Consider the following 6000-nt stretch of genomic DNA (forward strand, 5'->3'; position numbering starts at 1 on the left):
GACAGGCATTGCGAGAGCCGCGCGCGAACCCTAGAGCGCGAAGCCAGATGAGCGCCACGATCCACCGCCTCGACACCGCCAGGCAACCCTCGCTCGACCCGATGGTCGCGCTCGTCACCGGCGACATGAACGCGGTCAACGCGGTCATCCTCGACCGGATGCAGTCGGAAATCCCGCTGATCCCCGAACTCGCCGGGCATCTGATCGCGGGCGGCGGCAAAAGGATGCGGCCGATGCTGACCTTGGCCAGCGCGCGGCTGATCGGCTATTCGGGCACCCGCCACCACCGCCTGGCCGCCGCGGTCGAGTTCATCCACACTGCAACCCTGCTCCACGACGACGTGGTGGATGGATCCGACCTGCGCCGCGGCAAGCGCACCGCCAACCTGATCTGGGGCAATCCCGCCAGCGTGCTGGTCGGCGATTTCCTGTTCAGCCGGTCCTTCGAGCTGATGGTCGAGGACGGCAGCAACAAGGTACTGAAAATCCTTTCCAATGCGTCCGCGGTGATCGCGGAAGGCGAGGTCAATCAGCTCACCGCCGCGCGCCGCGTCGACCTGCACGAGGACCGCTACCTCGACATCATCGGCGCCACGCCCGCGGCGCTGTGCGCCGCCGCCTGCCGCACCGCCGCGGTCGTCGCCGCACGCCCGGAGAGCGAGGAAGCCGCGCTCGACGCCTATGGCCGCAATCTCGGCATCGCCTTCCAGCTCGTCGACGACGCGATCGACTATGTCTCGGACGCGGGCACGATGGGCAAGGACGCAGGCGACGATTTCCGCGAAGGCAAGATGACGCTTCCGGTCATCCTCGCCTACGCCCGCGGCGACGCCGAGGACCGCAAGTTCTGGAAGGACGCGGTCGAGGGCCGCCGCGATTCGGACGAGGATTTCGCGCACGCCATCCACCTCGTCCAGCGCACCCGCGCGGTCGACGACACGCTCGCCCGCGCCCGTCACTACGGCCAGCGCGCGATCGACGCGATCGGCGGCTTTGCGGGCGGCAAGGCCAAGGACGCGATGGTCGAAGCGGTCGAGTTCGCGGTCGCCCGCGCTTATTAGGGCGTGATACCCATGGGTTGCAGCACGCTTAAACCTTCGTCATCCCGGCCTTGAGCCCGGGGCGACAAGGTTTTCGGATGCGATCATTCAGGCTCTAAGGCGCCGGTCGCTCCGCCTGCGCCTCCGCCAGCAGGATCGCGAATAGCCCTGCCGGGTCGGTCCACTCGCCGACCGGAGTCCAGCCGCCGCCGCGCAGCAGGATGCGTGCGTCGCGGGTGCCGTATTTGTGGCTGTTCTCGGTGTGGATCGTCTCACCCTGCGCCATTGCAAAAGTACGGCTGTCGACCGTGAACGCCACGTCGCGCGTCGCTTCGAGGTGCATCTCGACTCGTGCGCGATCGTCGTTCCAGACCGCCTTGTGCCGGAACGCCTCGACCGGAATGGTGCCGTCGAGCTCGCGGTTGATCCGCTCCAGCAGGTTCAGGTTGAACGCCGCGGTGACGCCTGCGGCATCGTCGTAGGCGCGCACCAGCACAGCTGCCTCCTTGATCCGGTCCATCCCGATCACCAGCATCGCGCCCTCACCCAGCGACGTCCGCATCGCGCGGAGCAGGTCGATGGCCATCGCGGGGGTCATGTTGCCGATCGTGGAGCCGGGAAAGAACCCCAGCTTGGGGGTGTTCGCGACTTTCGCCGGCAAGGCGATCGGCCGCATGAAGTCCGCCTCGACCGGGATCACCGCCAGACCCGGATGCGCCGCGGCGAGCGCGCGAGACGAGTCGCGCAGGAAGTCGCCCGAAATGTCGATCGGCACGTAGGCCGACGGCGACACGTGGCCAAGCAGGATCGGCGTCTTGGTCGACGACCCCGATCCGAACTCCACCACCGCGCGACCCGCGCCCGCGTGACCTGCGATCGCGGGACCCGCCTCGCGCAGAATCGCGGTCTCCGTTCGCGTCGGATAATATTCGGGCAATTCGGTAATCGCCTCGAACAGCTCGGAGCCGCGCCGGTCGTAGAACCACCGCGCCGGAATCGCGCGTGGACGCCGCGCCAGCCCCGCCAGCACATCGGCGCGGAATTGCGGATCGGCAAGGCTCGCCTGCCCATCCTCGATCTCGGGCTTGAGCATCAGGCGTCCCTGGCCAGTCGCACGCCGGTGAATTGCCAGCGCTGGTGCGGATAGAAGAAGTTGCGGTAGCTCGCGCGCACGTGGCCGCGCGGGGTGGCGCACGATCCGCCGCGAAGGACGAACTGGCCGCTCATGAACTTGCCATTGTATTCGCCGACCGCTCCCGCAACCGGGCGAAACCCGGGATAGGGGCGGTACGCGCTGCCGGTCCATTCCCAGACGTCGCCGAAAAATCCGCCCGCTCCACCCCGCAAAGTGTTACGTTGTTGGAACCCCAACCAGGGTCTGGGCTCCACCGCCCCCGCGCCGTCCAGCTGATTGCCGCCCGCCGGATCGTGCGCCGCGGCGGCCGCCTCCCATTCGAATTCGGTCGGCAGCCGCGCGCCCGCCCAGGTCGCATAGGCGTCCGCTTCGTACAGGCTGACGTGGGTCACCGGCGCCGCCGGATCTATCGCGCGCCGGCCGTCGAGTCCGAAGCGGGTCCACGCACCCCCGTCGTCATCGGCGCGCTGCTCCCAATACAGCGGCGCTTCCACAGCGTTCGCCTTCACCCAGGCCCAGCCATCGGCCAGCCACAGCCGCGCATCGGCGTAGCCGCCGGCGGCGATGAACGCGGCCCATTCGCCGTTCGTGACGGTACGGTCGGCAAGCGCATGCGGGCTGAGCAGCGCGCGGTGCCGCGGCCCCTCGCAATCGAACGCGAACGTGTCACCGTCATGACCGATGTCGACCAATCCGCCGGCGCGCTCGATCCACACGATCGGCCCCGGCATCGCCACCGGCACCTTGCGCGTAGGCGCGTATAACGCGGGTTCCAGCGGATTTTCGGAAAACAGGTGGAGCACGTCGGTGACCAGCAGTTCCTGGTGCTGTTCCTCGTGATGACACCCCAGCGCCACCAGCGCCTGCGCCTCGGCATCCAGGCCCGGCAGCGCGGCCGCCATCGCCGCATCGACATGCGCGCGGTAGTCGCGCACTTCGTCCAGCGTCGGCCGGGTCACCATGCCGCGCCGGTCCCGCGCATGGCGGCGGCCCTCGGCCTCGTAATAGCTGTTGAACAGGAACGGCCAGCGTTCGTCGTGGAGCCGATAGCCGGGTACGTGGTCGCGCAGCACGAACGTTTCGAAGAACCACGTCGTGTGCGCCAGATGCCATTTGGCGGGCGATGCATCCGCCATCGACTGGACGGTGGCATCGGCATCCGAGAGCGACGCGGCGAGCGCCAGCGACAAATCGCGAACCGCAGCATAACGTTGCCGCAGCGGCAGCGCGTCCGGCGCGAGGGCAGGCTTGGTCATCCGGTCTATCCCCCAGCCTGGCTATACGCCGCGAGTCGCTCCCGGCCACCATAGAACGTCGCCGTCGCCGCTTTGGTTCACCGCGCGCGCGGCGACGAAGAGAAAATCGGACAGGCGATTGAGATAGGCGAGTGCCGCCGGGTTGATGCCGACCCCCACCGCCACCGCGGCGCGCTCGGCCCGACGGACGATCGCACGCGCCAGATGGAGCGACGCCGCCCCCGTGCTGCCGCCAGGCAGAATGAAGCTGGTGAGTGGCGGCATCGCCTCGTTCATCGCATCGATCTCACGCTCCAGCCGCGCGACCTGCTCGGGAACGATACGCAGCACCATCTCGGACGGCGTGAAGTCATCGCCCGGCGTCGCCAGATCGGCGCCGAGATCGAACAGGTCGTTCTGAATGCGCGTCAGTGCCTGTGCCACCGATCCGTCGAGCGCCGCGGCTGCGACCCCGATCGCGCTGTTCGCCTCATCGACATCGCCGATCGCCACCAGCCGGGGCGAGTCCTTGGCCACACGCGATCCGTCGACCAACCCGGTGGTGCCGTCGTCGCCGGTACGCGTGTAGATACGATTGAGCTTGACCACCGCCGGTCAGCGCGCGGTCACGTGCGCCCGGCGGCGAAGAGGATCACGACGACGATCAGGATCGCCAGCGCCTGGAAGAAGATGCGCTGCTGCATCATCCGGTTGGACTTCAGCGACGCCGCGGAGGGGCCGTTGCCGTCGCGCACCTGCGCATGGCTTTCCTGGAGGAACGCGATGATGCCGCGAACGAGCGCCGCCACGGTCGCGATCATCGCGGCCACCAGCAGGATGACGAGAAAGGTTTGCATGGGACGTATCTAGGGCGTGACGGCGTCGATTCCAATGCCCGTGCGCAGCCGGTCGGCAAGCGCACGCCCGTCCTCGCCGCCTTTGCGCATCGTCGCCAGCGCAGGCGACCCGTGGCGCTTGGCCAGCCGCTCGCCATTGGCATCGGTCAGCAGCGGATGGTGGTGGTAGCGCGGCGCCGGCAGGCCGAGCAGCGCCTGGAGCAACCGGTGGACATGCGTCGCCGCGAACAGGTCGACGCCGCGCACGACATCGGTGACGCCTTGCGCGGCATCGTCGACCGTCGCCGCCAGGTGATAGCTCGTGGCCGCATCCTTGCGTGCCAGCACGACGTCGCCTTGGCGCAGCGCGTCGCACGCGACCTCCCCCGCGGTCTCGTCATGCCACGTCAGCGGCCCCGCTGCCGCGGCGGCGGCCGCCATGTCGATCCGCCAGCAATGCGGCGCGGCCATGCGCCCGCGCGCGTCGATGCCGCGACAGGTGCCCGGATAGACCGGCTCGGGCGCATGCGGCGCCGACGCGCTCGCCGCCGCGATCTCCGTGCGCGTGCAGAAGCACGGATAGACCAGGTCCAGCGCCTTGAACCGGTCGAGCGCCGCCGCGTAGAGGCCGAGCCGCCGCGACTGGAACACCACCGGCCCGTTCCATGTCAGCCCGAGCCATTGCAGGTCCGCGAAGATCGTTTCGGCGTGCTCGGCGCGCGAGCGCGTGCGGTCGATGTCTTCGATCCTGAGCAGGAACCGCCCGCCACGCGCCCGCGCGAAATCATGCGCCCGCAGCGCGGAATATGCGTGCCCCAGATGCAATCGCCCTGTAGGCGACGGCGCGAAGCGCGTCGTCACCGGCAGCCGCGAAGGGGTTGACCCCGAGTCGTGCGTCATGCTGTCATACCCGCGTCACGTCCGCCGGGCAGTTCGCCCGGCGCACCACTACGGGAGGGCGCGTGTTTCACCCCGACCTGATCCGCCATCCGGACGGCTGCCCCGCGCTCGTCCTCAATGCCGATTATACGCCCTTGTCCTATTACCCGCTGTCGGTGTGGCCGTGGCAGACCGCGGTCAAGGCGGTGTTCCTCGACCGCGTCGACATCGTCTCGCATTACGAGCGCGAGGTGCGCAGCGCGTCGCTGGCGCTCAAGCTGCCCTCGGTGATCGCGCTCAAGCAGTTCGTGAAACCGTCGCAATTCCCCGCCTTCACCCGCTTCAACCTGTTCCTGCGCGATCGCTTCACCTGCCAATATTGCGGCAGTCCGAAGGACCTGACGTTCGACCATGTCGTGCCGCGCGCACAAGGGGGACGCACGACCTGGGAGAATGTCGTTACAGCCTGCGCGCCCTGCAACCTCAAGAAGGGCGGCCGCACCCCCAAGCAGGCGCGCATGCCGCTGCACCTGGAGCCGATCCGCCCGACCAGCTGGCATCTGCAGGAGCACGGCCGTAGCTTCCCGCCGCATTACCTTCATGACACGTGGCGCGACTGGCTCTACTGGGACATCGAGCTGGAGGCGTGATGCGGGCTTTTGCGATACCATTGCTGGTGCTGGCGAGCGCATGCTCGAACAATGCCGAAAAGGCGGCGGCTGCCGACGCGAACGCGGCCGCCTTCGTGCCGCCGTCCGTGATCACGCGCCTGGATTACGGCAGCCTTCAGGACCGCCGCTTTACCCGCCTCGACCGCGACGGCGACGACGTGCTCACCCGCACCGAATTCCCCCGCGTCAATTCCCGGTTCCTTG

The 6000-nt window shown here is 68.4% G+C and carries 7 protein-coding genes and 1 pseudogene; 3 read left to right on the forward strand and 5 right to left on the reverse strand.

Translation table 11 applies throughout. The annotated features are described in order from the left end of the window. The first annotated feature begins 47 nt into the window (after positions 1-47). Positions 48-1061, forward strand: coding sequence for a polyprenyl synthetase family protein (locus ACE5C1_RS00335; protein WP_374942073.1), 1014 nt, complete (start codon positions 48-50; stop codon positions 1059-1061). 94 nt (positions 1062-1155) lie between these two features. Here ACE5C1_RS00335 and egtD read toward each other — a convergent pair whose 3' ends face one another. Genes egtD through gluQRS form a run of 5 tightly spaced genes read right to left on the reverse strand, consistent with a single transcriptional unit; the run spans position 1156 to position 5146 of the window. Continuing rightward, positions 1156-2133, reverse strand: a complete 978-nt coding sequence (gene egtD / locus ACE5C1_RS00340) for an L-histidine N(alpha)-methyltransferase (protein WP_374942074.1) — start codon at positions 2131-2133, stop codon at positions 1156-1158. Beyond that, positions 2133-3431, reverse strand: a complete 1299-nt coding sequence (gene egtB, locus ACE5C1_RS00345; RefSeq protein WP_374942075.1) for an ergothioneine biosynthesis protein EgtB — start codon at positions 3429-3431, stop codon at positions 2133-2135. Before egtB ends, egtD begins: the two co-directional genes overlap by 1 nt. Before the next feature lie 21 nt (positions 3432-3452). After that, a complete protein-coding gene (locus ACE5C1_RS00350) occupies positions 3453-4019 on the reverse strand; it encodes a cob(I)yrinic acid a,c-diamide adenosyltransferase (protein ID WP_374942076.1) in 567 nt (188 codons plus the stop codon). A gap of 17 nt (positions 4020-4036) precedes the next feature. Beyond that, positions 4037-4267, reverse strand: coding sequence for a twin transmembrane helix small protein (locus tag ACE5C1_RS00355; RefSeq protein ID WP_374942077.1), 231 nt, complete (start codon positions 4265-4267; stop codon positions 4037-4039). A gap of 9 nt (positions 4268-4276) precedes the next feature. Continuing rightward, positions 4277-5146 carry a tRNA glutamyl-Q(34) synthetase GluQRS gene (gene gluQRS / locus ACE5C1_RS00360; RefSeq protein ID WP_374942078.1) on the reverse strand — a complete coding sequence of 290 codons (870 nt, stop codon included), beginning with the start codon at positions 5144-5146 and terminating at the stop codon, positions 4277-4279. Between the two features lie 62 nt (positions 5147-5208). On the opposite strand from gluQRS, the gene ACE5C1_RS00365 reads away from it, so the two are divergent. Both ACE5C1_RS00365 and ACE5C1_RS00370 read left to right on the forward strand, forming a co-directional pair. Next, positions 5209-5775, forward strand: coding sequence for an HNH endonuclease (locus ACE5C1_RS00365; RefSeq protein ID WP_374942079.1), 567 nt, complete (start codon positions 5209-5211; stop codon positions 5773-5775). A 26-nt stretch (positions 5776-5801) separates the two neighbouring features. Then, positions 5802-6000, forward strand: a pseudogene (locus ACE5C1_RS00370) (hypothetical protein); the annotation flags it as partial.

The organism is Sphingomonas sp. (genome assembly GCF_964263785.1).
GTDB lineage: Bacteria > Pseudomonadota > Alphaproteobacteria > Sphingomonadales > Sphingomonadaceae > Sphingomonas.

What these genes read in the sequence shown, in the direction of transcription:
- ACE5C1_RS00335 (WP_374942073.1), top strand. Translation starts at nt 48, where the DNA reads ATGAGCGCCACGATCCACCGCCTCGACACCGCCAGGCAACCCTCGCTC.
- egtD (WP_374942074.1), bottom strand. Translation starts at nt 2,133, where the DNA reads ATGCTCAAGCCCGAGATCGAGGATGGGCAGGCGAGCCTTGCCGATCCG.
- egtB (WP_374942075.1), bottom strand. Translation starts at nt 3,431, where the DNA reads ATGACCAAGCCTGCCCTCGCGCCGGACGCGCTGCCGCTGCGGCAACGT.
- ACE5C1_RS00355 (WP_374942077.1), bottom strand. Translation starts at nt 4,267, where the DNA reads ATGCAAACCTTTCTCGTCATCCTGCTGGTGGCCGCGATGATCGCGACC.
- gluQRS (WP_374942078.1), bottom strand. Translation starts at nt 5,146, where the DNA reads ATGACGCACGACTCGGGGTCAACCCCTTCGCGGCTGCCGGTGACGACG.